The sequence below is a fragment of the Streptomyces sp. NPDC014006 genome, assembly GCF_043088925.1.
GTDB lineage: Bacteria > Actinomycetota > Actinomycetes > Streptomycetales > Streptomycetaceae > Streptomyces.
This window is the reverse complement of record NZ_JBICAJ010000021.1, coordinates 1-23,921: the sequence shown is the minus strand read 5'-3', so window position 1 is coordinate 23,921 and position 23,921 is coordinate 1. Positions and strand designations below refer to the sequence as shown.

Annotated in this window: 24 protein-coding genes and 6 pseudogenes; 21 read left to right on the top strand and 9 right to left on the bottom strand. The window is 69.6% G+C overall.

The features are described from left to right. Positions 1 to 132 precede the first annotated feature (132 nt). Positions 133 to 273 (top strand): annotated as a pseudogene (locus ACF1GV_RS39415) (DUF389 domain-containing protein); the annotation flags it as partial. Positions 274 to 313: 40 nt separating this feature from the next. On the opposite strand, the gene ACF1GV_RS39410 reads toward ACF1GV_RS39415, so the two are convergent. Beyond that, on the bottom strand, positions 314 to 505 hold the full coding sequence (locus ACF1GV_RS39410; RefSeq protein WP_391691376.1) for an FAD-dependent oxidoreductase: 192 nt from the start codon (positions 503 to 505) through the stop codon (positions 314 to 316). Positions 506 to 511: 6 nt separating this feature from the next. After that, positions 512 to 1,351, bottom strand: coding sequence for an SDR family oxidoreductase (locus ACF1GV_RS39405; RefSeq protein WP_391691476.1), 840 nt, complete (start codon positions 1,349 to 1,351; stop codon positions 512 to 514). Between the two features lie 472 nt (positions 1,352 to 1,823). On the opposite strand from ACF1GV_RS39405, the pseudogene ACF1GV_RS39400 reads away from it, so the two are divergent. Then, a pseudogene (locus ACF1GV_RS39400) lies at positions 1,824 to 2,077 on the top strand (DUF1214 domain-containing protein). A 91-nt stretch (positions 2,078 to 2,168) separates the two neighbouring features. Here ACF1GV_RS39400 and ACF1GV_RS39395 read toward each other — a convergent pair. After that, the gene (locus tag ACF1GV_RS39395; RefSeq protein ID WP_391691373.1) at positions 2,169 to 2,813 is read right to left on the bottom strand and encodes a GAP family protein; all 645 of its coding nucleotides are present in this window, start codon (positions 2,811 to 2,813) and stop codon (positions 2,169 to 2,171) included. 185 nt (positions 2,814 to 2,998) lie between these two features. On the opposite strand from ACF1GV_RS39395, the pseudogene ACF1GV_RS39390 reads away from it, so the two are divergent. The 5 genes and pseudogenes from ACF1GV_RS39390 to ACF1GV_RS39370 all read left to right on the top strand — a co-directional run. After that, a pseudogene (locus tag ACF1GV_RS39390) lies at positions 2,999 to 3,249 on the top strand (transcriptional regulator); the annotation flags it as partial. A 708-nt stretch (positions 3,250 to 3,957) separates the two neighbouring features. Further along, entirely contained in the window at positions 3,958 to 4,542 is a 585-nt protein-coding gene (locus tag ACF1GV_RS39385; RefSeq protein ID WP_391691370.1) for a TerD family protein, read from the top strand. A 348-nt stretch (positions 4,543 to 4,890) separates the two neighbouring features. After that, positions 4,891 to 5,895 carry a CpsD/CapB family tyrosine-protein kinase gene (locus tag ACF1GV_RS39380; protein ID WP_391691367.1) on the top strand — a complete coding sequence of 335 codons (1,005 nt, stop codon included), beginning with the start codon at positions 4,891 to 4,893 and terminating at the stop codon, positions 5,893 to 5,895. Beyond that, positions 5,892 to 6,161, top strand: a pseudogene (locus ACF1GV_RS39375) (low molecular weight phosphatase family protein); the annotation flags it as partial. The gene ACF1GV_RS39380 and the pseudogene ACF1GV_RS39375, both read left to right, overlap by 4 nt. 88 nt (positions 6,162 to 6,249) lie before the next feature. Further along, a complete protein-coding gene (locus tag ACF1GV_RS39370; RefSeq protein ID WP_391691485.1) occupies positions 6,250 to 6,447 on the top strand; it encodes a hypothetical protein in 198 nt (65 codons plus the stop codon). A gap of 181 nt (positions 6,448 to 6,628) precedes the next feature. On the opposite strand, the pseudogene ACF1GV_RS39365 reads toward ACF1GV_RS39370, so the two are convergent. Further along, positions 6,629 to 7,015 (bottom strand): annotated as a pseudogene (locus ACF1GV_RS39365) (SDR family NAD(P)-dependent oxidoreductase); the annotation flags it as partial. Between ACF1GV_RS39365 and ACF1GV_RS39360 the strand changes: the two are divergent. Continuing rightward, the gene (locus ACF1GV_RS39360; protein ID WP_391691473.1) at positions 6,950 to 7,576 is read left to right on the top strand and encodes an FAD-dependent oxidoreductase; all 627 of its coding nucleotides are present in this window, start codon (positions 6,950 to 6,952) and stop codon (positions 7,574 to 7,576) included. The pseudogene ACF1GV_RS39365 and the gene ACF1GV_RS39360 overlap by 66 nt on opposite strands. A gap of 172 nt (positions 7,577 to 7,748) precedes the next feature. Here the strand turns inward: ACF1GV_RS39360 and ACF1GV_RS39355 are convergent, their stop codons facing one another. Next, positions 7,749 to 8,570, bottom strand: coding sequence for a hypothetical protein (locus ACF1GV_RS39355; RefSeq protein ID WP_391691364.1), 822 nt, complete (start codon positions 8,568 to 8,570; stop codon positions 7,749 to 7,751). 45 nt (positions 8,571 to 8,615) lie between these two features. Next, positions 8,616 to 9,446, bottom strand: coding sequence for an alpha/beta fold hydrolase (locus ACF1GV_RS39350; RefSeq protein ID WP_391691471.1), 831 nt, complete (start codon positions 9,444 to 9,446; stop codon positions 8,616 to 8,618). Between the two features lie 318 nt (positions 9,447 to 9,764). Here ACF1GV_RS39350 and ACF1GV_RS39345 point away from each other — a divergent pair, with 318 nt between their 5' ends. The 9 genes from ACF1GV_RS39345 to ACF1GV_RS39305 all read left to right on the top strand — a co-directional run bounded on the left by ACF1GV_RS39345 (position 9,765) and on the right by ACF1GV_RS39305 (position 18,773). Further along, positions 9,765 to 10,964 carry an acetyl-CoA C-acyltransferase gene (locus tag ACF1GV_RS39345; RefSeq protein ID WP_391691361.1) on the top strand — a complete coding sequence of 400 codons (1,200 nt, stop codon included), beginning with the start codon at positions 9,765 to 9,767 and terminating at the stop codon, positions 10,962 to 10,964. Continuing rightward, the gene (locus ACF1GV_RS39340) at positions 10,964 to 11,590 is read left to right on the top strand and encodes an HAD family hydrolase (protein ID WP_391691358.1); all 627 of its coding nucleotides are present in this window, start codon (positions 10,964 to 10,966) and stop codon (positions 11,588 to 11,590) included. The genes ACF1GV_RS39345 and ACF1GV_RS39340 overlap by 1 nt, the downstream gene beginning before the upstream one ends. A gap of 139 nt (positions 11,591 to 11,729) precedes the next feature. Beyond that, positions 11,730 to 13,253: an AMP-binding protein gene (locus tag ACF1GV_RS39335; RefSeq protein WP_391691355.1), complete on the top strand. Its 1,524-nt coding sequence runs from the start codon at positions 11,730 to 11,732 to the stop codon at positions 13,251 to 13,253. 85 nt (positions 13,254 to 13,338) lie between these two features. Beyond that, positions 13,339 to 14,031, top strand: a complete 693-nt coding sequence (locus tag ACF1GV_RS39330; protein WP_391691352.1) for a TetR/AcrR family transcriptional regulator — start codon at positions 13,339 to 13,341, stop codon at positions 14,029 to 14,031. 160 nt (positions 14,032 to 14,191) lie between these two features. Beyond that, positions 14,192 to 15,004 carry an SDR family oxidoreductase gene (locus ACF1GV_RS39325; protein WP_391691349.1) on the top strand — a complete coding sequence of 271 codons (813 nt, stop codon included), beginning with the start codon at positions 14,192 to 14,194 and terminating at the stop codon, positions 15,002 to 15,004. 51 nt (positions 15,005 to 15,055) lie between these two features. Beyond that, positions 15,056 to 16,285 carry an acyl-CoA dehydrogenase family protein gene (locus tag ACF1GV_RS39320; RefSeq protein ID WP_391691346.1) on the top strand — a complete coding sequence of 410 codons (1,230 nt, stop codon included), beginning with the start codon at positions 15,056 to 15,058 and terminating at the stop codon, positions 16,283 to 16,285. 1 nt (position 16,286) lies between these two features. Then, positions 16,287 to 17,069, top strand: a complete 783-nt coding sequence (locus tag ACF1GV_RS39315; protein WP_391691344.1) for an SDR family oxidoreductase — start codon at positions 16,287 to 16,289, stop codon at positions 17,067 to 17,069. Then, positions 17,011 to 18,099, top strand: a complete 1,089-nt coding sequence (locus ACF1GV_RS39310; protein WP_391691341.1) for a phosphotransferase family protein — start codon at positions 17,011 to 17,013, stop codon at positions 18,097 to 18,099. Before ACF1GV_RS39315 ends, ACF1GV_RS39310 begins: the two co-directional genes overlap by 59 nt. A 152-nt stretch (positions 18,100 to 18,251) precedes the next feature. Further along, positions 18,252 to 18,773: a hypothetical protein gene (locus ACF1GV_RS39305; RefSeq protein WP_391691338.1), complete on the top strand. Its 522-nt coding sequence runs from the start codon at positions 18,252 to 18,254 to the stop codon at positions 18,771 to 18,773. Between the two features lie 144 nt (positions 18,774 to 18,917). Here the strand turns inward: ACF1GV_RS39305 and ACF1GV_RS39300 are convergent. Further along, a pseudogene (locus ACF1GV_RS39300) lies at positions 18,918 to 19,085 on the bottom strand (IS5/IS1182 family transposase); the annotation flags it as partial. Between the two features lie 47 nt (positions 19,086 to 19,132). Further along, positions 19,133 to 20,179 carry a M4 family metallopeptidase gene (locus ACF1GV_RS39295; protein WP_391691335.1) on the bottom strand — a complete coding sequence of 349 codons (1,047 nt, stop codon included), beginning with the start codon at positions 20,177 to 20,179 and terminating at the stop codon, positions 19,133 to 19,135. 86 nt (positions 20,180 to 20,265) lie between these two features. Here ACF1GV_RS39295 and ACF1GV_RS39290 point away from each other — a divergent pair, with 86 nt between their 5' ends. Then, on the top strand, positions 20,266 to 20,724 hold the full coding sequence (locus tag ACF1GV_RS39290) for a transposase (protein WP_391691332.1): 459 nt from the start codon (positions 20,266 to 20,268) through the stop codon (positions 20,722 to 20,724). Between the two features lie 58 nt (positions 20,725 to 20,782). Here the strand turns inward: ACF1GV_RS39290 and ACF1GV_RS39285 are convergent, their stop codons facing one another. After that, a complete protein-coding gene (locus tag ACF1GV_RS39285; protein WP_391691329.1) occupies positions 20,783 to 21,340 on the bottom strand; it encodes a TetR/AcrR family transcriptional regulator in 558 nt (185 codons plus the stop codon). A 102-nt stretch (positions 21,341 to 21,442) separates the two neighbouring features. Between ACF1GV_RS39285 and ACF1GV_RS39280 the strand changes: the two genes are divergently transcribed. From ACF1GV_RS39280 to ACF1GV_RS39270, 3 genes are all read left to right on the top strand, one after another. Then, the gene (locus ACF1GV_RS39280) at positions 21,443 to 22,039 is read left to right on the top strand and encodes a DUF2867 domain-containing protein (RefSeq protein WP_391691326.1); all 597 of its coding nucleotides are present in this window, start codon (positions 21,443 to 21,445) and stop codon (positions 22,037 to 22,039) included. Between the two features lie 298 nt (positions 22,040 to 22,337). Then, complete coding sequence (locus tag ACF1GV_RS39275) at positions 22,338 to 22,622, top strand: hypothetical protein (RefSeq protein ID WP_391691324.1); 285 nt, start codon at positions 22,338 to 22,340, stop codon at positions 22,620 to 22,622. A 476-nt stretch (positions 22,623 to 23,098) separates the two neighbouring features. After that, the gene (locus ACF1GV_RS39270; protein ID WP_391691322.1) at positions 23,099 to 23,515 is read left to right on the top strand and encodes a hypothetical protein; all 417 of its coding nucleotides are present in this window, start codon (positions 23,099 to 23,101) and stop codon (positions 23,513 to 23,515) included. Positions 23,516 to 23,921: the final 406 nt, after the last annotated feature.

Genomic DNA, 23,921 nt, shown 5'->3' with positions numbered 1-23,921 from the left:
GGGCGCCGGTGAGATGAGTGGATGCCGCTTCGGGAGGTGGCCTCCGCGCGACGCGACCGGCCTCGTGTGCCCGGCATGCTCATCTGTAGATCACCGGCAGTCTGCGCCGCTTGGCGACTTCACGGCTGAGAACCCAACTTCTTCTCCGTGGACGTAGCGGTGCCGGCGGGCATCGTCGGGATCATGTCCCTGACCCAGGCCAGGACCACTGCGCTGCTCGGCGTCGTCATCTCGGTCACCACCATCCCGGCCGCCCCCGACATCGGCGTCTCCTGCGAGTGGGGGGAGGATCTCCCGCTGCCCGAAAACCGAGTCACCCTGGACACGGACGGCGCCAGCTGGGCTGACGCAACGCCACGTACAGCAGCGGTTGGAAGAGGTGGTGGGCGCGGCGGTCGACCACGCTCACCGCGACCGGTGACTTGCGCAGGGCACGCGCGGCGAACAGCCCGGCGAACCCCCCACCGAGGATCACCACCCGGCGGGGCGTGACGTGATCCTGCATCGGAGATCAGCCTCCGGTGGCGAAGCCGGGAAAGAGCGTCATGCCGCCGTCGACGTAGAGGGTGGTGCCTACGACGTAGTCGAGCAGGTCGGAGGCCACGGCGACGACGGCGTTGGCAATGTCGTCCGGCTCGCCCACGCGGCGGTACGGGATCAGGCGCAGGAGGTCGGCCTCGGCCTCGGGGGTGGACCACGCGTCGCGGTTGATCGGTGTGCGGACAGCGCCGGGAGCGATCGCATTGACCCTGATTCGCTTGGGGGCGAGCTCCTGGGCGAGGGTCTGCATCAGCATGGCCACACCGCCCTTGGAAGAAGCATAGTTGACGTGCCCTGACCACGGGACGATTTGGTGAACCGAGCTCATACTGATGATCTTTCCCGCCGAGCGGGAGACCTCCTCCACCACGCCGCGCCGAATGAACTCCTTGGCGGCCTCCCGCGCGCACAGGAACTGGCCCGTCAGGTTGACGTCGATGACCTTCTGCCACTGGGCGAGCGTCATCTCCGTCACGTCTGCGTCCCGCTGCAGGCCCGCGTTCGCCACCATGATGTCGATGGTGCCGAATTCCTCGACCATACGCGCGACCATGGCGACCACCTGGTCCTCGTCGGACACGTCGGCCTGGTGGGCGTAGGCGCGGACACCGAAGCCCTCGATCTGCTTCACGACTTCATCTGCCTCGTCCGCACCGACGACATAGTTGACCACGACGTCCGCTCCGGCCCGGCCCAGGGCAATGGCGGTCGCCAGGCCGATGCCCGAATTGGCACCGGTCACCAGCGCCTTCTGGCCCCTGAGGAGCTGCGCGGACACCACCCCGAGGCTCGCGTTGACGTTTCCTGTCACCACGTTCTCTCCTTCGGCCTTTTCCACGGACGCCCTGAAGGACCGGACGACGCGCAGAAGGAAGGCTGGGCGCCGGCCGGCCCGTCAGGACAGACACAGGAGCCGTCGCATACCCGGCTTCCCGCACGGAAGCACCCTGCACTGTGGGTGAGCAGACCGGCGCGCAACGCGACCGTACGTCACCCGAGCGCACCATGCGGTTGGGCTACGAGCTGCCCCCAACCCCGCCCGGAGTGGGCGATCATCCGGGACTATTCATCGCCGAGGAGAACGCGTACGCCTTGCTGCGGGACGTCACGGCTGATCAGGTGGCAGGCGCAAGGGTGCCTGCACTGATGGGGCGTCAAACGGAACGGTCGGCCGTACTCGTCGCAGGCGACGCCGACGGTCGGTCCCTCGACGGTGCCCACACCTACGTGCTCCACTTCGACGCGGTCAGACCCCGCCCGTCGACGGCTCCTGGTCCCTGACGATGACGAACGAGCGCCAGTTCTTCGCCGACAACGTGCTGAACCGCTACGCGATCGGCGACCGCAGCGGCATGCGGACCAACCCCGACGGTCCCTGGACATCTACCTCCAGCACGACAACCCCGGCCCCGACTGCGAGAGCAACTGGCTACCCGCCCCAGCGGGCAGCTTCAATGTTTTCCTGCGCCTTTACTGGCCCCAGCGGCCGCCCCTCACCGGGGACTGGACACCGCCGACGCTGCAACGCGCCAGCTGAATCCTGCAGGCCCCGATACCTCCCCGAAGGGTTCCTCGTCGATCACTGTCGAGCCCGACGAGGGAGGTGATCGCAGCTTGGGCCGCCTGCGTCAGGCGACCAGCTGGTAGATGCTCGCGGCCGTCAGCCACAGGCCGGCGAGGAGGGAGAGCGTGACAATCAGCTCCTCCTGGCGTTGGTCCAGCCAGTTCCGCAGGGCGTTCAGCCGGGCCTCCGCGGCCGCAGGTGCCCAGACCGCGTACATCTCCATGACGATGAGGCTGAGGGTGGCCAGCAGGCAGTAGCCGGTCAGCGCGAGCCAGCTCTCGGCGGTTGAGAGGTTCGCCTCGAGGGCCGTCGCAGCACCGGCGCCGACCAGTCCCCAGGGCTGCAGCAGCCACGCCAGACCGGCTGCCGTGACCCAGGAGGCGTTGTCGATCCGGGCGGCCCAGCGCGGTGGGCCGTGCGGGCGGGACGGCCTGTGCCGCCGGTGCGCGCCGTACAGCACCAGCGCCAGACCGATGGTGAGTTTCGCGGCGAGGGCGGCGGTCGAGGGCGAGCTGTGGCGGGCCGGGGGCTGACCGCCGGTCAGCAGCACCACGACGGCAATCAAGACGATCAGGTTGGCCAGCCACGACAACAGGAATGCCAGACCCTGACGGACGCCGCGCCGCGAGGAGAGCAGCAGGATGAAGGCGCTGTTGTGCAAAGGCCCCAGTGTGATGGCCGTGCCGATCACGACCAGGTCAAGGACCATCGGACCAGTCGCTCCTGGGCGTCAGGGCCGTCCGCCACCCATGGACCAGGGACCGGCCGGCAGAGGGACGCGGCGCTGTCACGGTGCCGCATTCCGACTTTGCGGGCGGCGGCCTGGTGGGTCAAGCAAGCCACGCCCATGGAGCCCTGCCAGTCCGTTTGGGACATGTATCGCCGGCCCAACAGCGGCACAACCGTGACGGCCGCGGAACCTGCGTGGAGTTCCACCCGCACGACCAGTCGCAGGTTCCCGGGCCGCGACAGCGCGCCACGAGCTACCGCACACTCGACGTCCGCCGCTGGGCCGCATCGTCGCCGCATGGGCGGCCGGCGACGACCATGCCCACGACGACGCATGGGTCGACGATGCCGTGGTCGACCCCGGGTCCGAATGGGGCCAGTACGAGTTCGTGACGAACATCGGGTTCGCCGCCTGACCAACAACACCAAGATGCCCCGCACTGATCGGTGCGGGGCATCGTCATGCGCGCGGGAGGGTCACGCGCGGCGCAGGCAGGTCTTCGGGACCTGCCCGCCCGGGACGATGCGCCAGAGGTGTCGCTCGGCACCGCACGCACCGCAGCCGGGGCCGCTGTCGTCGGTGCGCGCGACAGCCATTCCAACCCGCGCCCGTCCCGCTGTTGCAGCGCTTCCGCATCGGCCACCTGTCCCTCGAGAAGCTCGCGGTGAAACTCGACGGGCGTTTCTGCGGTGAGATCGCACGCGAACAAGGGGAACGCGGAGCGCCCGGATGGCGCGGCACCAGGGAGGCGGGTGACCGCCGTGACCGCGTGTTCATTCACCTGGTGGATGAGTGCTACCGGGCAGCTGTGGCGGCCGGGGCCAGCGTCCGCACTTCTGGAGTTTCAAGAGCGACGCCCCTGCGGCTTCGACAGAGCCGTCTACCGTCGGCCGCAACGTCGCCGAACGCTGCTTCCACCGCCTCAAACAGTGGCGCGGCATCCCCACCCGCTACGAGAAACAGCCCGACCGCTACCTCGCCGCCGTCACCCTGGTCGGCACACTCATCTGGCTCGACACGTCATCGACAAGACGCTGCCTAGGAGGACCGGTCTCTTGGAACCGCCGAGGGCCCGGGCACACTCTGCATGTTGTAGTTGTGCTTCGAAAGGGATGGCCGATACATGATCACGCTCACCAAAGAAGACGGCCCGGCAGACCTCGACGGGGTGACCCATCTGTCCATCGGGGTGTCCTGGGACGCCACGGCCGGGACCAGCGGCGGAGTGCTGGGTGCGCTGCGCCGCAAGCAGGGCACGGACCTTGACCTGATCGCCGTCGCCATGCAGGGCGGTGACCCGGTACGCCTGGCTGGTCTCGACTCGCTCGACCCCATGGGAAACGGCTCGTTGGTGCACAGTGGCGACAACCAGACCGGACACGGGGACGGCGACGACGAGACGGTGACCGTCGAGTTCGCCCGGATACCGTCCCATATCACGTCGATCGTGTTCGTCGCCGCCGCATTCAAAAAGGGCAGCTCCTTCCAGAAGGCGCGCAACATCAGCTTCAAGGTCTACGACGCGACCGGCGGCAACTCCCAGCAGGTCGCGGACATCTGGCCCAGCCTCCTCACCCAGGACAACGGTTGTGCCGTGGCCAAGGCGGTGCGCCACGGCGGGACCTGGAAACTCGAAGTGATCAACCAGACCGGGAAGATCAAGCAAGGCGACGAACACGCCCTGATGCGCTTCGCCATCAGCAAGTAGGGCGGCCCAAGGGCCTGGGTACCTGTGGTGGAGGTTGCAGTGAGCGAGACGCTCTATGGCGAGCGGTCATGGAATCCACTGGCGCGGACCGTGGAGTTGACCGAGGACGGCTGCGCAGAGGCGGTCGGACGACGCCGATGAGCGAGCTGAGCCTCGCTGCGATGGCCGAGGCGTTCCAGCGTGGTTGCTGGCTCGGGGGCGGAGGGGTGGAGCGCCCGCTGGAGCGGCTGGCGGACGGGAGCGGCGTCGTACCGGTGACCCGCATCACCGGCACGACCACGCCGGTGAAGGTCCGAAAGGCCGCCGAATTCGCCTGCGGGCTCGGCGCGTTGGCGGTACGGCGGTGTGGTGGCCCAGAACACGTGGCCGCTCTGGCCGCCCGGGCCCGAGCCGAGGGCGTACCGCTGTGGATGGCGCGTCGGCTCGCGCCCGGACCGGCAGGCCCGATCACCGTCGCCGTGGACCGGCGCCTGGTGCGCGTCGACGCGGGGGGACCCGGCGCTCCCGTGGTACGAATCCGGGCCCGCGTTCAAGACGAGCGAGGCACTGGGCGCGTTCATCGCTCTGCCCGGCCTCGGTACGATCCCGTACGACAGGAACGCGCCAAGGCAGCCGCTCGTCAGTGCCGACGGGCACTCCAAGCGCGCCGAGGCGTTCCGCAAACTGCGTACCAACCTGCAGTTCTCACAGGTCGACGACCCGCCGCGGATCATCGTGGTGACGAGCTCGGTGCCCGGTGAGGGCAAGACGAACACCGCGATCAACCTCGCCCGCTCGCTCGCCGAGGCAGGCGTCTCCACCTGCCTTGTGGACGGCGACCTGCGCCACCCGCGGGTGGCGCCGGCTTTCGGCCTCGTCCAGGACGCGGGCCTGACCACGGTGCTCATCGGGCAAGCCCGCGTCGAGGATGTGATGCAGCATGTCGCCGGCGGGCTCTCGGTGCTCGCCAGCGGTGCCGTACCGCCGAACCCTGCGGAACTGCTCGCCTCGGCGCGCATGGAAGAGGTGCTGCGCGAGTTCGCGGACCTGTACAAGGTCGTGATCGTCGACACTGCGCCGCTGCTGCCGGTCGCCGACACCGTGGGGCTGGCGCCTCTCTCCCAGGGGGCGCTACTCGTCGTACGGGCCGCGAAGACCAACCGGGACCAAGTGTGCAACGCCAAGGAATCGCTGGAGCGTGTGGGCGTCCGCGTGCTGGGCACCGTGTTCAGCATGGCTCCAGTTCCCAAGGGCGGCCGTTACGGCCGTTACGGCGCCCATGGGCAGTACGGCGAGCTGCCCGCTCCGCGTGCGTCGGCCACGCTGGAGGGAAGCGCCGCCTCCGCGGTGACGCGTCCCACGGACGGGAAATGACTCGGATCCTGTTCGTCTGCACGGGGAACATGCACCGCTCGGTGTTCGCCGAGCGCCTGCTGGCGGCGAGATTGCCGCCAGGCTCGGCCCTGCGGCCCGAGAGCGCCGGCACGCAGGCGTGGCACCGTTTCTGTATGGAGGACAACTCCCGGGCGGTCTTGGAAGAGCTGGGCGGCGACGGCTCCGGATTCGCCTCCCGCCCGCTCACCGCCCAGCTCATGGCGGGCGCCCCGCTGGTCCTCGGTCTCGCGCGCGAGCACCGGGAGGCAGCCGTGCGCCTCGCGCCGGCGGCGATGCGGCGCTGCTTCACCCTGAAGGAATTCGTGCGGCTCGCAAATGGGGGAGGGGCGGGGGGTGGGGGGGGCGGACGGATTCGAGGCCGTGGTGGCGGCGGCGGCCACCCGCCGCGGTGTCGCGTCCCCGGTCCCGCCGGCCGACGACGACATCCCGGACCCCTGGGGCAGGCCCCGTGAGGAGCTCTACGAGTGCGCCCTGGAGATCGACAGGGCGGTGAGCAGGCTGGTCCCGCTGTGGGGGATGCGGCCCGTCTGATCAAGCTTGCTCGGGGCTCTGTGTTCGGGCCCCGAGCACGACAGATTGCCCGGAAGACGGGCTGGGTTGTGGCTGCGTCTTCCGGGCGTGGCGTCAGGGCTGGGTGAGCAGTAGCGGCCATGACGCCGCCGTCGACGTCCCAGACGGCGCCGGTGACCCACTCGGTGTGGTTCGACAGCAGGAAGACGACGGTGGCGGCCACGTCGTCGGGCGTGCCGGTCCGGCCGATCGGGTGGAAGTCGTTGAACCCGTCGAGGGCGGAGTCGACGTCCGACTTCGGGATGAACTCCTCGTAGATCGGCGTGCGCACGACCGCGGGGGCGACGGCGTTGACGCGGATGCCGTGCGAGGCGAGCTCCATCGCGAGGTGCTGGGTGAGGAAGAAGAACGCGCGCTTGATGGCCTGGTAGCGGTCGTAGTCTTCAGAGGTGTGGTCCAGGAAGCTCTTCGGGGCGAAGACGCCGGCCGCGTTGACGAGGAGGGTGGCGGTCTCCCCTCCGCCATGGCTGCCGCGCTGCCGGAAGGTACCGTGCGGCTGCGCACGGCCGTCACCGCCATTCGCACGCACAGCCAAGGCAGCGGCGGCCTGGAGGTGGACACGTCGTCAGGCACACTGCGCGCCCGGCACGTGGTGCTGGCTCTCCCGCCTGCCCTGGCCCTGGAACGCATCGACTTCCGTCATGCGCTCCCCGCCGACCTCGTACGGCTGGCCCGCTCCACCCCGGTGTGGATGGGAGCCGTCGCCAAGGTCGTCGCCCGCTACCCCGCCGCCTTCTGGCGGAACGATGGGCTGGCCGGCGCGGCGTTCAGCAGGACCGGCCCGCTGCAGGAGATCCACGACATGTCCGGGCCCGGCGGCACGCCCGCGGCTCTGTTCGGTTTCGCGCACGCGCGCGCTGTCGGACCAGGCTTCGAGCATCGGAGCGCGCATCCACAGCAGCGTCACCTTCCCGAGCCGATAGGGATGATCTCCTTCATGGACAACCACTTCGATCTTGTGGTCATCGGTTCCGGCTCCGGAAACGCGATCGTCGACAAGCGCTTCGCCGACTGGAAGGTCGCCATCGTCGAGAAAGGTGTCGGCACGCTCAACAGCTTCGGCGGCACCGTGTGGGCCCCTCGGTGGTGATGCGCCTGGAACGGCTCCCGCGCCGCATTACCGTCGGCTCCAGAGGAAACACGGGCCGAAGGGCCTGGCCGCCACCGAGGGACGGGGGCTGGTACGCGACGACATCAACGAGGCAGTCCACGTTGCGTCGTTGCGACAGCGTGGCTCGTTACCCCTCCACTGCCGTACCCGGTCAGCCGACTTTGAGAAGACCGGCGTCGACGACGGCTCGGCCGAAGGTGCTTGCGAGTTCGGCGAGCCGCTCACAATCGGGGTCGCCCAGGGCGGCGTAAGCGGGGAGGGCGAGGTGATCGGTGCGGTCCTCGATGCGCTGGCGCAGGCGTACGCCTTCCGGGCTGAGGGAGTCGCCGTCGAGGAGACCTCGCTCACGCAGGCGCTCCTCGGTGTCGGCCCACTCCTCCTCGGGCCATGCGCGGCTCGCCTTGAGGAAGTCGACGGGAACCTCACCGGTGGCAGCATGCAGAATCAGGGACTCCAAGCCTCCGACGCCCTCGCTCAGCAAGCACGCGACATGGCCGTCTCCACGGAACTCCCGGAGCAGCGTCTGGGCGTGCCACAGTTGCAGCACCGGTTCGTCCGGCCAGGGCAGCGCGGCATGCGCGGCGAACAGCGGGCGGCCCTGTGGGAGTTCGCAGGCGGCCTCGGCGGCCCTGCGGGTCAGTGCCAGGACTTCGTCCAAGGCGGGCAGTTCGTCAATTCCCGCCCGGCGCAGGGCCTCGCCGGCAGCGGTGTACCGTGCGTCCAGGACCTGCTGCGGGGTCGCTGCGTCCCAGGCCCCGTCGACCGCCTTCCGTACGAAGCCGGGGTTGAAGTTGTAGAAGGTCGAGATGATCAGCTCGGCCGGTGCTCGGCCGAAGGCGGCGCTCCGGGACGTGAAGTACCCGGCCCGGCCGCTGAGGCCGAGATCCGCGTACCGTCGCCTCGCTTCGGGGGCGAAGTAGATCATGGCGTGTACGGGCTCGAGACGGCGCCAGGCCGCGCGCGCTGCTTTCATGGGGTCACCTCTTCGGGAGTCGACGAACGGGTTGTTGGCTGCGGTTCAGTTCGCGCCGTGTGTTCGTAGGTGGTCGAGCAGCAGGCGGCTCAGCGCTTCGGGCGCCTCCTCGGGGACCCAGTGGCTGACGCCTTGGAGGATCTCGAACCGGTACGGCCCGTTGACCCACTTACCGGTCTCCAACGCGGCCACCGGGCCGAACGCGCGGTCCTCCGTGCTCCAGACGTACAGCGTGGGCACGTCGATGACGCCGATCGCGCCGCCGGGGCGGCCCGCCCGGTACCAGTTCAGCGCGGCGGTGAGAGCGCCCGGCTGGGACAGGTGCCGCACATAGGCGTCGACCTTGTCCTGCGGGACCTTTCCGGCGTAGGCGGCGCGAAGCGCTTCGGCGTCGTTGGCGAGCATGCGTTCCTCGGTCGCGGGCGTTTCGCGCCAGTCGATCATGTAGTGCGAGCGACTGCGCTGGTCCTCGTCGGTGCGCAGAGTGGCGGCCAGGGCGCCGGGGTGCGGGGTGGAGACGACCGTCAGGGTACGTACGCGCCCCGGGTGGGCGTCAGCGGTCCACCAGGCCACCGCGCCTCCCCAGTCGTGGCCGACCAGGTCGAAGGCCGCCCAGCCCAGTTCCTCCGTGATCGCGACCACGTCGTCGACGAGCAGGCCGATGCGATAGTCCTCGGGCCGCTGGGGGCGGGCGCCGGGGGAGTACCCACGCTGGTCGGGCGCCACCACTCGGTAGCCGCGGGCGGCCAGCGCCGCGATCTGGCGTTGCCACACCAGTCCCGTCTGCGGGAACCCGTGCAGCAGCAGCACAGGGCGGCCCTCGCGCGGACCCGCCACGGTCGCGTCGAACACGCCCGCACCGGTGGAGATGCTCAGCTCGGTCACGACCCACCTCTTCATACCGACTGGTCGGTACCTTTCAGGCAAGGAGGCGCGCTGTCAAGACCGAGCGGCCCACGGTCATGGTTGAACATGACGCCGAGTTCAACTATAACCGACCCGGAGGCCGGCTTTCCGTTCCTTCCGCGGCCATGGTGCTGTCATCGGTCAGGGAAGGAGACGGTCAATGCGCGCTCGCAGCGCCGCAGTTGGCGTTCGGCACCACCTCCTCGCATCGAGCCCGGCTCACGGAGCTCGGCATTTCGGCCCCGGAGCTCCCGGACGAACCGGACCAACAGGAAGCAGTGAGGCGACATGAGGGAAGCAGTCATCGTTTCGACGGCACGGACGCCGATCGGAAAGGCCTACCGCGGTGCGTTCAACGACACCCAGGCGCAGGAACTCGCCGCTCATGCCCTTCGGCACGCGGTGCAGCGCGCGGGGCTGGAGGGTGGCGAGGTCGAGGACGTCGTGTTCGGCTGCGCCGTGCAGCAGGGTTCCTCCGGCTTCAACATCGCGCGCCAGGCAGCTCTCCGCGCCGGACTTCCGGACGCCGTGTCGGGGATGACGATCGACCGCCAGTGCTCGTCGGGCCTGATGGCCATTGCCACGGCCGCCAAGCAGATCGTCGCGGACGGCATGCAGGTCGCGGTCGGCGGCGGTGTCGAGTCGATCTCCCTGGTGCAGAACGACCACATGAACACCCACCGCATGACGGATCCCTGGCTGGCCGAGCACAAGCCGGGCATCTACCTGCCGATGCTGCAGACGGCGGAGATCGTCGCCGAACGCTACGGCGTGAGCCGGGAGCGCCAGGACGAGTTCGCGCTGGTGTCGCAGCAGCGCACCGCGGCGGCGCAGGAGGCCGGCCGGTTCGACCAGGAGATCGTCGCGCTCAGCAGCGTCAAGAAGGTGCTCGACAAGCAGTCCGGGAAGGTGCGGGACGAGGAGGTCACCCTGACCCGGGACGAGGGCAATCGCGCGTCGACGACGCTCGAAGGCCTGGCCGGGCTCGCGCCCGTGCTGCCCGACGGTCAGGTGAGCGCGCACTCCAGCGTGACCGCGGGCAACTCCTCGCAGCTGTCGGACGGGGCTTCGGCGTCGGTGCTGATGGAGGCGGGGGAGGCGGAGCGCCGCGGACTGGAACCGCTGGGCGTCTACCGGGGTATGACCGTGGCCGGCTGTGGGCCGGAGGAGATGGGCATCGGTCCGGTATTCGCCATTCCGAAGCTGCTGAAGCAGCACAACCTCACCATCGACGACATCGGCCTGTGGGAACTCAACGAGGCGTTCGCCTCCCAGGCGCTGTACTGCCGGGACGAGCTGCACATCGACCCCGAGCGCTTCAACGTCAACGGCGGCGCGATCTCGGTCGGCCATCCGTACGGAATGACCGGTGCCCGCCTGGTGGGACACGCCCTCATCGAGGGCAAGCGCCGAGGCGTCCGGTATGTGGTGATCTCCATGTGTGTCGGTGGCGGAATGGGCGCTGCCGGACTGTTCGAGGTCGCGTGATGGGGAAGGACCGAACCGCGATCCTGGTCGACTTCGGCGGGGTCATCACCTCCAGCGTGTTGCAGGCTTTCACCGACTTCGGCGCCTCGCTCGGCGGCGATCCCCGCCTGCCGCTGGACCTCCTCGCCCGCGACCAGCAGTCACGTACCCTCCTGGCCGACCACGAGAGCGGCCGCATCGACGCCGAGGCCTTCGAACGAGGATTCGCCGAGCGTCTCCGCGTCCACGGCGCCGACGTGCCGGCCGAGGGCCTCACTGCCCGGATGCAAGCGGGGATGTCGATCGACCAGGACATGTTGGCGCTGCTCGGTGATCTTCGAGCCGCCGGCCGTCCCGTCGCGCTGGTGTCCAATTCGTTCGGCACCGGCACCTACGACGGCGTCGACCTCGCCGCTGTCGCGGATGTGGTCGTCATCTCCTCCGAGGTCGGGATCCGCAAGCCCTCCCGCCGGATCTACGCGATCGCATGCGAACGCCTCGGCGTCGACCCCGAGGAGGCGGTCATGATCGACGACCTGCAACAGAACCTCGACGGGGCGGCGCGGATCGGAATCGGGGGCGTGCTGCACACCGGTGCGGCCGACACCCGCCGCCAACTCGCCGAACGTTTCGGTATCACCACCTGACCGCTCGGCGGATCGGCGCAGCCAGGTGCGCCATCCGGCCCCCGGCTGAAGGCTTGCCGGGGAGGCCGGGCCAACCCAACCGATCGGCGAGGGCGAGACCCGCACCGACATCTGCTCACACCCCCGGAAGGCACCTCCCATGACCAGCATTTTGGATCCTGTGTGCCGCCACGCGGCCGCCACTCCCGACAACATCGCCCTGCGCGGCGCCAGCGATCAGTGGACTTACCTTCAGCTGCGTGACGCGAGCCTCCGGTACGCCGGCGCCCTGGCCGCCGCGGGCTTGTCCCCCGGGGACCGGGTGCTGCTCGCGGCGCCGTCGGTGCCCGAGTTCGTGGTGGCCTACCTCGGGATCCAGGCTGCGGGCTGTGTCGTGGTGCCGGTCAACACGATGACCACCCGGGCCGAGGCCGAGTACGTTCTCGGCGACGCCGGGTGCTCGTCGGCGATCGCATGGCACGCCCTCGGCCCCGCCGTCGCCGAGGCGGCCGCGGCGCTCAAGGTGCCCTTCTGGACGCTGTCCCCGGGCGCGTCGGTCACCGGAGCAACCCCTGCCGACGTCGTCGACCGGGACCGTGACGAGACCGCGGCCATCCTGTACACCTCCGGCACCACCGGACGGCCGAAGGGGGCCCAGCTCACGGTCGGCAACCTGTTGTCCGCCGGGGAGATCGGCGCCCAGTGCAGCCGCGCCTCGAGCGCCGACCGTACGGGCACCGGACTCCCGCTGTTCCACGTCTTCGGTCAGGCGTCGGTCATGATGGCGGCCCTGACCGCGGGCGGCTCGGTGTCGTTGCTGGCCCGGTTCGACCCCGCGTCGATGCTGGACATGCTGCGCCGCGACCGGCTCACCATCATGGCCGGCGTGCCGACCATGTGGAACGCGATGCTGCACGCGGCGGGCGACGCGAACCCGGCGGACTTCGCCCAGCTCCGTGTCGCCGTCTCCGGCGGCGCCTCGCTGCCCGGGGAGATCGCGCGGGCCTTCGAGGCCCGATTCGGCTGCACGATTCTCGAAGGGTACGGGCTCACCGAGACCACCGCGTTCGGCACCTTCAACGACATCGACCGCGGCGGCAAGACCGGCTATACCGGCAGGCCGGTCCCGGGGCTGCAGGTCCAGGTGCGCGACGCCGATGGCAAGGAGTGCCCGCCGGGTAGTGTCGGCGAGGTCCACATCAAGGGGCCCACGGTGATGCGCGGCTACTGGAACCGCCCCGCGGACACCGCCGCGGCGATCTCACCCGACGGCTGGTTCAGGACCGGCGACCTCGGCGAAAAGGACACGGACGGGGACCTGCGCATCGTCGACCGTATCAAGGACCTGATCATCCGCGGCGGCTACAACGTCTACCCCGGTGAGGTCGAGGAGGTTCTCTACGAGCACCCCGACATCGTCGAGGCAGCCGTGATCGGCGTTCCCGACGACCACTACGGCGAGGAGGTCGCCGCGCTCATCGCGACCCGGCCCGGTTCGGAACTCGGTGCCGCCGAGGTGTCGGGGTGGGCGCGGGAGCGACTGTCCGCGTACAAGATCCCGCGCATCGTCCGGTTCGTGGACGCGCTGCCCAAGGGCCCGACGGGGAAGATCCTCAAGCGGTCCATCGACCGCAGCGCTCTCCACCGCGACAGCGCGCTCGGCGACGCTGCCGCCCGCCGCTGACCTCGTAGACCGGGACATCAAACCGGGCCCCCCTGCCCCTCCGGAATTTGTGACTATGGCGTCGGATTCAAGTAAAATCCCGCGGATGGACACCACTGCGCCAGAGGAGACCGACAGCGAGCAGGCACCGCCGGTGGCGCCCTTCTCGCAGCTGCGCGAGCCGCCGACGACACAGCGGGGGGCGCGGACGCGGGCCGCTCTGGTGAAGGCCGCGCGGAAGGTGTTCGAACGGGACGGCTACCTGGACACGCGCCTGACCGACATCACCAAGGAGGCTCGCTGCGCGGCCGGATCCTTCTACACCTACTTCGCCAACAAGGAAGAGGTGCTTGCCGCCGTCCTGCTGGAGGCGCAGGAGGACATGATGCACCCCGGCATGGGCCGGGTGCAGGGTACCGACGATCCTTATGCGGTGCTCAAGGCGAGCAACCGGGCGTATCTCGCGGCGTACAAGCGGAACGCGAAGCTGATGGCGCTGCTGGAGCAGGTCGCCCAGGTGGAGCCGGAGTTCCGTGAGTTCCGAAGGCGTCGCGGTGAGGCGTTCATCCGCCGCAATGCCCGGGGCATCGCCGAACTGCAGGCACGGGGTGTCGCGGACCGCGAGGTCGATCCGATGATGGCCTCCCGTGCTCTGTCGGGGATGGTCAGCGTCATGGCCTACCACGCCTTCGTGCTCAGCGAGGGGCAGGAAGAACGTACGCCGGTGGACTTCGAGGAACTCGTGTCCACGGTGACCCGGCTCTGGGCGAACGCCCTGCGGTTCCCCGGCCACCACTGATCCGCCGGCCTGACAGCCGCTCATCCCCCGCGGGGGATGAGCGGCTCTTTTTCTTGCGGCTCTTTTTTCGCGGCACCCTGCGGGCAGGTGTTGAACTTGACGTCGGATTCAATTATACAGGTCGGGGAGTATCGCACCCCGTCAACGGAGAGGGTCCGCCGTGCACGTTGCAGAAAGAGTCGCCATCGTCACCGGTGGTGGTGGCGGCATCGGTGGCGCGCTGGTCGCGCGGCTCGCTCGCGCGGGTGCCCGAGTCGCCGTCTCGGACCTCGATGCCGAGACCGCTCGGGCGGTGTCGGAGAGAGTCAACGCCGACCATCCGGGAAGCACCGTCAGCGCCGGCGCCGATGTGTCGGACACCGCCCAGATCCAGCAGCTGATCGCCCTGGCCGAGAACACCTTCGGTCCGGTCGACCTCTACTTCGCGAACGCGGGCATCGCCGGGGCCCCCGGCCTGGAGGCGACGGAGCAGGACTGGGACCTCTCGATCGACGTCAACCTTCGCGCCCACATCCGTGCGGCGAGGCTGCTGGTGCCGGGGTGGCTCGAACGCGGCGAGGGCTACTTCGTCAGCACCGCCTCGGCGGCCGGGCTGCTCACCCAGATCGGCTCCGCCACGTACGCCGTCACCAAGCACGCGGCTGTCGCCTTCGCCGAATGGCTGAGTGTCACCTACGGCGACGGCGGCCTCCGGGTCAGCTGCCTGTGCCCGATGGGCGTGAACACCCGGATGCTGTCCTCCGGAGAGGACTCCGGGGACGCGCTGGGAAGAGCGGCGGCGCGGGCCGTCACGTCCGCGGGTGACGTCCTGGAGCCGGCCGAAGTCGCCGACGCCGTCCTGGCCGCGATCGAGGACGAGCGCTTCCTGATCCTGCCGCACGAAGACGTTCTTCAGATGTACCGGCAGAAGGGCTCGGACTACGACCGGTGGCTGCGCGGGATGCGCCGCTACCAGAGCTCCCTGCGGGCGTAGCCGTGAACCCGCCAGCCAAGCCCAATTTCCCTCTAACCCTCAGGAGTTCGGATGTCCTTGTTTGAGATGTCGGACCGCGCCAAGAAGTACCAGGCGGATCTGCTGGAGTTCATGGATGCGCACGTCTATCCCGCCGAGGCGGTCTATCACGAGCAGATGCTCGCGTCGGGCGACCCGCACTTCCACCCGCCGATCATCGAGGAACTCAAGGCGGAGGCGCGCCGGCGCGGACTGTGGAACCTCTTCCACCCGCACCCCGAGTGGGGGCCGGGGCTGACCAACCTCGAGTACGCGCCGCTGGCGGAGATCATGGGGCGCAGCCACATCGCCTCCGAAGCGTGCAACTGCAACGCTCCCGACACCGGCAACATGGAGGTGCTCACCCTCTTCGGCAGCGACGAGCACAAGGAGAAGTACCTCAAGCCCCTCCTCGACGGAACGATGGCCTCGGCCTTCGCGATGACCGAGCCGCGGGTCGCCAGCTCCGACGCCACCAATATCGAGCTGCGGATGGAGCGTGACGGCGACGAGTACGTGCTCAACGGCCGCAAGTGGTTCGCGTCCAACGCCCTGCACCGCAACTGCAAGGTGCTCATCGTCATGGGGAAGACGGACCCCACCGCCGCACCGCACCGGCAGCAGTCCATGATGGTCGTCCCCATCGACGCGCCCGGGATCACGGTGATGCGCGGCCTGCCGGTGTTCGGCTACCAGGACCGGGAGGGGCACGCCGAGATCGACTTCCACGACGTACGGGTGCCGGCCAAGGACGTCCTCAAGGGCGAGGGCGAGGGCTTCGCGATCAGCCAGGCCCGGCTCGGCCCCGGTCGTATCCACCACTGCATGCGGGCGATCGGCGCGGCCGAGCGGGCGCTGGAGCTGATGTGCCGCCGCGCGCAGTCACGGGTGACCTTCGGCACTCCGGTCGCGGAACGCTCCAACATCCAGGACTGGATCGCGGAAGCGCGGATCGACATCGAGATGATCCGCCTGCTCACCTTCAAGGCCGCGTACCTGATGGACACCGTCGGGAACAAGGAAGCGCGCACCGAGATCGCCGCCATCAAGGTGGCGGCCCCGAACATCGCGCTGAAGATCATCGACCGGGCGATCCAGGTGCATGGAGCAGCGGGCGTTACCGACGACTTCCCGCTGGCCATGATGTACGCGTACCTGCGGACGCTGCGGATAGCGGACGGTCCCGACGAGGTCCACAAGCGAGCCATCGCCAAGCAGGAGCTGCGGCAGTACCGCGACACGGCCACGACGGCGGTGAACTGAGGTGGCGGGACTCGATCTCACCGGTCGCACCGCCGTCGTCACCGGCGCCTCGCGCGGTATCGGGCTGGCGATCGCCCAGGCCCTCGCCGCCGCCGGCGCGAACGTCGTCCTCACCTCCCGCTCCCAGGAGGCGGCGGACGCGGCCGCGGCCCAGGTCGGAGGCACAGCGGTCGGCGTGGGCGCGCACGCGGTCGACGAAGAGGCGGCCCGGCGCTGTGTGGATATGACGCTCGAGCGCTTCGGCACCCTGGACATCCTCGTCAACAACGCGGGGACCAACCCGGCCTTCGGTCCGGTCATCGACCAGGACCACGGCCGGTTCGCCAAGACCTTTGACGTCAACCTGTGGGCTCCCGTCCTGTGGACGGGTCTGGCCACCCGGGCCTGGATGGGCGAGCACGGCGGTGCGGTCGTCAACACCGCGTCGGTCGGCGGCCTGGCCAGCGAGGCCAACATCGGGTTGTACAACGCGTCGAAGGCAGCACTGATCCATCTCACCAAGCAACTCGCCCTGGAACTCTCGCCGAAGGTCCGCGTCAACGCGGTGGCACCGGGTGTGGTGCGCACCAAGCTGGCCGAGGCTCTGTGGAAGGAGCACGAGGAGGCTGTCTCCGCCTCGATGGCGCTCGGGCGCATAGGGGAGCCGGTCGACATCGCCTCGGCGGTCGCCTTCCTCGTCTCGGACGCCGCGAGTTGGATCACCGGCGAGACCCTGGTGATCGACGGTGGGCAACTGCTCGGTGACGCGCTCCCGTTCAGGCAAGGAGTCGGCATCGGTGTCTAGTACGGACATCGTCGGAATCGACGCCGGGGCGATGAACCGCTGGTTCAGGATCCTCGGCGTCGACTTCGCCGGACCGCTGACCTACGACCGGATCGGGCTCGGCCAGTCCAACCTGACCTACCTGGTGCGGGATCGGGAAGACCGCAGGTGGGTGCTGCGGCGCCCCCCGCTGGGTCACCGGCTGGAGTCGGCGCACGACGTGGCCCGTGAGGCGCGGATTCTGACCGCTCTGGAGGGCACCGCCGTCCCGACCCCGCGGGTGCTCGGGCTGACCGATGATCCCCTTGTGACCGATGTGCCGCTGCTGCTCATGGAGTTCGTGGACGGCCAGGTCGTCGACAGGATGTCGGTCGCGCGGTCACTGACGCCCGAGCGCCGCCGGGCGATCGGGATGTCGCTGCCGCGCACGCTCGCGAAGATCCACGCGGTCGAGCTCGAGGCGACCGGGCTGACCGGTCTCGCCAGCCACAAGCCGTATGCCCAGCGCCAGCTGAAGCGGTGGTCGGTCCAGTGGGAGAAGTCAAGGACCCGCGAGTTGCCCGCCCTCGAGGACCTCACCCGGCGCCTTGCGGCGGCCGTCCCGGAGCAGCGCGAACTGACGCTCGTACACGGCGACTTCCATCTGCGCAATGTCATCACCTCCTACGACAGCGGGGAGGTGACCGCGGTGCTCGACTGGGAGCTGTCGACGCTGGGGGATCCGTTGGCGGACATGGGCAGCCTGCTGGCGTACTGGCCGGGACCGGGCGAGGAGGAAACCGTAGGCGATTTTGCCGCCTCCGCGCTCGAAGGCTTCCCGGACCGTGCCGAGCTTGCTCAGGCGTACCTGGCCGAAACAGGCCGCGACCCGGCGGCGCTGACGTTCTGGCACGTGCTGGGGCTGTGGAAGGTGGCCGTGATCGCCGAGGGGGTGATGAGGAGAGCGATCGACGAACCGAGGAACAGGAGCGCCACAGGCACGCCCACCGTGGAACGCATCGATGCGCTCGTGGACAAGGCATGCCGCGTCGCCGACGAAGCGGGGATCTGAAGGGATGTGAAGAGGGGCCTGCGGCGCTTCCGGCGAGGGCGGGCGGGGGCCCATCGCTCCCTTTGAAGGGGGTCACTTACGCAAAGTACGGACGCCCATCGGCCTCTCCTCGTGGCCGAGTCCGGGCGGCGCTCCGCGTAAATCCTCGAGCAATGCTCGGCATCGGCATCGGCATCGGCATCGGCGGAGGCCATGATTCCTTCTCTTCGCTGCTCTCCGTGGCTCAACATCAGCGGAGCGCAATCTTGCCGCCGACACCCGCGGAAGCCGCCGCGATCCTCTCAACGCCAGAGAAGGCCAAGCAGGTACTCCGCCTGCTTCCACTTGGCGTCCTGGACGCCCTGGCCGACGCGATACTCCCTATCACGCAGGAGGCATTATCCGCCCTCCTGACCGAGCGTGTCCGCGCGTTCCTGGACGACACAGGCAGCCAACTCACCCCGCCAAATGCCCTTGGCTGGCGCTGCGGCCCAGTCGCCGATACCAACGCCGTCGTCCTCACCATCACCGATACCGACCCGCTCGGGTTCACCGTCGAAGTCCACGACACCCCACCACCCTCGCACCGCCCGGCGAATGGCAACCTGCGGCTTACGGCGTGGCGCTCCTTGAGCGGTGGTGCGACGTCACCGAGGACGACGGGGACACCTCGCGCTGGTCGACCGGTCCGTTGATCGATGGGGCCAGTGGCCCGCTGATCCACTTCGCCATGTGATGGAGCATGGCCGAGGAGGCGTCGGCCCACGCGGCAGCGGTGGTTGAGTCCATGGGACCGGTCTGTTTCGACGTGCAGCAGGACCGGCGCAGGTCGTGAGCAGGGACGCCAATCGGCGGTAGCCGTTGAGGGCTGCGGCTATGCCGGCGAGGGCGAGAAGGTGCTCGGCCTTGCGTTGGTGACGGCGGTGGAGCCTTCGGCAGTCTGCCAGCGAGGACACGGTTCTCTCGACCACGCAACGATGCCGGCCCAGGAGCTGTGAGGACTCGACGGCCAGTCCCGGAGGCGGCGGATCTGCCGCCTCCGGGACGTCGTGTGTCAGGCGACGCCGGGGATGCCCCGGGCCTGGAATGCCGCGCAGACAGCGTCTGCCGCGCTCTTGCCGTACATCTTCTGCGCCGTCGCGACCGTCGTGTTCGCGGCCGCCGCGAAGCTGGTGTCGGGGGCGAAGCCGAACTGGGCGTTGACGATGATCCGGTCGGCGACGCGCGCGCCGAGGGCGGTGCGGATGTCGAACAGCGCGCGGGACCAGATCTCGCCGTCCGCGTGGACCTCGCCGACCCGGTCCGCGTACGTCTTGTCGGAGTCGATCCGGCGCAGACAGTGCGGGGCGTCGCTGTACATGACGGAGTCCCAGTCGGCGACGCAGGCGACGTCGGTCTTCAGCGGCCAGCCGTAGCGTGCGACGGCGTGCTCGCCGACGGCGACGGCGAGATAGTCACCGAAGGCCTCGCCGATGGAGCCGGCCTCCAGGGAGGTGCCGAAGCCGGGTACCTGGGCGTTGTGCACGGCGTGACCGTACTCGTGCACGACGACCTCGGCGTCCTCGGCGTCGTCCACACCGCCCTTGCCGAAGCGGATCTCCGCCTTCTTGTCGGTGAAGAAGGAGTTGTCGGCGCCCCATTGGTTGATACGAACCGGCTGGACCCGGTCGTTGGCGCCGGGCAGCTCGCTGCCGAAGCCGAGGCCCTGCAGGTACTCCTGTGCCTCGTTGACCCAGAAGTACGCCATGACCTGCTCGAACTGGTCGTCGTGCCGGTTGTACGAGGCGGCCTCGGCAACCTGAGCAGAGGCGCCGGTGTCGGAGCGGACCGAGGCCCAGCGGCCGGAGAGGCCGCCGCTGCCGTCCAGGTTGCGCAGCGCGACGATCGCGTAGGCGGTGGCGGGAACGGCGTCGGCGGCGTCCTTGGCGTCGGTGAGGGTCTGGTCGCCCGACGACTGGACGGGGTTGACCATGAAGACGCGTGCCTGCGGACCGAGCGCGGCGGGGGCGGTCCCCGTGGCGGAGGCCGAGGCGGCCGTCATGAGCAGGGCCACGGTGGCGGTGGCCCCGGCGAGCAGACCGCGGGGTATGCGGTGAGCCATGTACATCCTTTCGTTGCGGATGGCGTGGGTGCGGTGGTGCAGTGTGGGCGTGATCTTCGCGCACCGCCCCGCTTTTGGACAGGTCCATGACGAGAGCGAGTTTCTCTGATGGGTTCATCAGTTGGTCGGATGTGCCTGTTCGGTCACTGATCACTGATGTGATGTGGGACCGGATCGAGCTACTGAGGCCGGCTGATCCGGTACGGGGCCGACCACGGCCGCACGCTCGGTGCCATCGCGTGGAAGTACCCCGGACCAACTCACCCTGGCGGGACCTTCCCGACGAGCTCGGCTCGTTCCAGACCGCTCACAAACGGCTGACCAGGCGGGCCATCGACGGCACCTTGGAGAAGATCCTCGCCGCCATCCTCGTGGCAGCGGATGCCGTCGACGACATCGGCTGGACCGTGTCGGTCGACTCCACCGTCGTCGCGCCCCACCAGCACGCTGCCGGAGCACCCAGAAAGGGGCCGCAGACCGGAACGAGCCGGCCGACCACGCACTCGGACTTTCCCGCGGCGGGTTGTGCACCAAGATCCACATAGCTGCAGACAGCCATGCGCGGCCCCTGGCGCCGGCCGCCGCCGCAGGCCGGGCTCTCCGCTACGCCAGCAACCGCTCCCGTGCCAGCTCCATCACCTGCGCCCGACTGAGCCCCCCGTGCTCGGCGGCGATGAAGTAGCTGCCGATCCGCAGGGAGAAGATGAGCATGCACCGCAGCTCGACCTCCTTCTCGTCGGGGCAGAAAGCCCCGAGCAGCGCGCGCAGGTACTCCATGCGCCGGTTGTCCACCCGCCGCAGCCGCGCCGCCACGTCCTCGTCGCGCCGCGCCCAGTCGCGGATGGCCAGCTCCGAGGCCACGCCCGTCACCGGCCCGGTGGCCGCCGCGGTGATGGTGAACAGCCGCTCCAGACGGGCCCTGGCATCCCCGCCCCCGGCATCCACCTGCTCGATCACGGCCTCCGCGGCCTCCCGCTCCCAGGTGTCGAGCATTTCGCCGAGCAACGCGTCCCGGTTGCGGAAGTGCCCGTAGAACCCGCCCTTGCTGACGCCCAGCGCCTGCGCCAGCACCTCGATCCGAACGGCCTCCGGACCGCCGGCCGCGAGTGCCCGCATCCCCTGCTCGATCCACGCGCCGCGCGGCGTACGGGTCACTCCCATGCCGTACCTCCTCCACTCACCGATATACGGACCCGTATAGACGCCTCCGTACGCACAGGACTAGCCTAGATCTATACGCCACCGTATAGACAGGGGCTCGGCATGAGGCTTCCCAAAACCGCGCACACTTCCCGTCCCTGGCGCATCCACGCCATCGCCCACGACTTCCGTGTCGAGGACGTCTGGGCGCTGCCGACTCCGGGCGGCCCCGGCGACTGGCCCCGTCTGGTCGCCCTCTTCAGCGGGACAGGCGCCGCCCGGGAGCCGTTCGTGACCTCGCGCGTCGCCCGCGCCCTCTTCGCGATCCGCTGGAAGCTCGGTGCGCTGTTCGGGTGGGACAAGCCGGACGCCGGCCTGGGCGCGCGGGTGCCGACTCTGCGCGACCGGCTGCCCGACGACCTCCGCCAGGACCTGCGGTCCTCCCGCAACCCCCGCTTCACCACCGTCTATGAGACCGAGGGCGAGTGGGCGGCCGAGATCGCCAACCGCACCATGCACGGCGTGCTCCACCTCGGCTGGGTCCCGGACGGCTCCGGCGGCTACCGCGGGCAGATGGCCGTCCTCGTCAAGCCCAACGGCCCCTTCGGCCACCTCTACATGGCCGCCATCAAGCCCTTCCGCTACCTCGGCGTCTACGACAACATGCTGCGCACCATCGGCACCCGCTGGCAGGCGACCGCCCCCGCCTCAAAGCCCTGACCCCCGCCGCCACTCCGACCGAGCCGGGTGCGCGCGGGAGGCGCACCCGACCCACACGCACGCCCGCACCCGGCCCGGCGCAGGGGGAGTGGCTGGTGGAGCTGCGTCGCTCGGAGGTGGACGCGCTGCGCCTGTACATCCATCTCGGTCCCCGGCTGCATGTTCCGCCGGCCGAAGGCCTGGCGGACGGAATGCGCACAGCTCGCCTGCTCGGAAACCGGTGGGCGCTGTACCTAACGGTGAACAGGCCGAGTCGGTGGCTTACGCGGCCGCTACGACGATTGGATGTGCTGTCGGCGTGGACGCGGCCCACCAGGGCATCGCATCCGCCATGGCCTCCACCACCCAGCAGATCGGCAGCGCCGTCGGCCTGGCCGTCCTGATCGCCGTCGCCTCCCACGGCACCCACGCCACGAGCGGTCCCGACCTGGTGCCCGGCCTGCGCACCGCCGGATACACCGCGGCGGCACTGACCCTGCTCGGCGTGGCCATCGCCCTCGCTCTTCGGCGCAGCGAAGGGTCCCGGCGCGCCACCGGCGATGACGTCGGCTTGCAGACCGCCTGCCCCGCTCTGTCCGCCTGACGCGGACGGCGGCCGCTTCCCGGACGGGAAGCGGCCGCCGGGCCGTTGCAGGGGCGGGACGTGATCGCCGACTCAGGGGCGGTGGTGGCGGCGAGGGCGGTGAAGAGGGCGTCCGCCAGGGCGGTGTCGTCGTGCGCGCCGACAGTTGCCTGCTGCTCGACCTCACCGGCACCTGCGCCTTCGCCCGCCGGGCAGGGCGAACAGGCTGGTGTCGGCGCCACCGAGGTCTGGCCGGAGTGAGCGCGCCGGTGCGCAAGGGATTGACACAGGCCCTGCCCGACGGTGCGCGAGCAGGGCCTGTCGGGCGGCACTGGACTCCTGGAACACCGCTTACCGGCCGAAAACGAAGACCATGTCCTCGGCGCCGCCCGCCGGGCCTGTCCCCGCATGCGGAGGCCTCTATGTTCTTCGCCCATCGTGTGGGCAGTTTCGGTCCGAGGTTCGAACCTCTTCGTCAGGCATGAGACTGTCTGATCGTGCCAGAGGAGATGAGTGGGTTGGAGGCAGCCTTGGCCGAGGCGTCGTCTCCTGCCTGGACGCAACGTGCTCGTGCCGGGCGTGACCTTGCTTCCTTCGCTGATGTCCCTGAGGCGGCGGAAGTGCTGGTGGGGCTGCTGCTGGACGTCGAGGACACGGCGGTGACCCGACAGACGGCAGAGGCCCTGGCCCGCGTGGGCACGGTTGCCGCCGTAAGGCTCATCGCTCTCGCCGTCGCCGCGGCTGACGCAAACCAGGCTGACTGGCTGCAGACCGGAGTGCATGACGCGCTCGTGGGACCCAACGGTGTACCGGACGTCGCTGTGGCCTGCGGGACGCTTGCCCGGGATCAGGAAGAACCTGTCCGGCGGGGTGCCGCGAAGATCTCGGCCTGGGCAAACGGCACAAGGTGTTGATCCGCATCATCGACCTGTGTTGACGGGGGAGGCGGAGGCGGGCTTGAGCTGGCCGGGGATCGCGGGCCCGCCCCTGTCGGGCTTCTCGGTGGGGGACGCCCCTGGCCCGAGCCGCGCAGCAGGAAACCGATGCCGGCAACAGTGATCGCGAAGCACTCCGACCCCGAGGGGGGGCAGCCGCGTCACGGTACGTGCCGCGCGCACGGGCGCGGTGTCGGTGACCTGGGGCCTCGGGACCGCGCCGTTCCTCACCCTCCGGCTGAGCGTGGCAGATTATCCGGCGCAGTGACCCCGGACGTCGAGCAGCCGGGGGGGGGCCCGCCGCGCGGGGGGGCCCGGCGCGGCCCGAGGGACGAGCCCGACGAGGAGACAAAAAGAGACGCGCACCTCGCGCAGCACGCAGAAC